Below are 231 nucleotides of genomic sequence, written 5' to 3'. Positions count from 1 at the left end.
TGCGTGGTGACCTTCCGGCCCGGTCAAAAATTGAAGCAGCGGGTGGAAGACTATGCTCGAACCCAGTCATAACGACGAATTGCCGGCGATCCCCGGCAAGCGTTACTTCACCATCGGTGAGGTCAGCGAGCTGTGCGACGTGAAGCCGCACGTGCTGCGTTACTGGGAGCAGGAATTTCCCCAGCTCAAGCCGGTGAAGCGGCGCGGCAACCGGCGCTACTACCAGCGCCA

The 231-nt window shown here is 61.0% G+C and carries 1 protein-coding gene; it reads left to right on the top strand.

Annotated features, from left to right (window positions below; translation table 11 throughout):
* Positions 1-52 precede the first annotated feature (52 nt).
* The coding region (locus F1003_RS19280) for a MerR family DNA-binding transcriptional regulator (protein ID WP_155090393.1) at positions 53-231 on the top strand (179 nt) is incomplete at its 3' end.

Source organism: Winogradskyella ouciana (assembly GCF_009709615.1).
Lineage (GTDB): Bacteria > Bacteroidota > Bacteroidia > Flavobacteriales > Flavobacteriaceae > Winogradskyella > Winogradskyella ouciana.
Note: the sequence above shows the minus strand (reverse complement) of the source record. Positions and strands in the feature narration are given on the sequence as shown.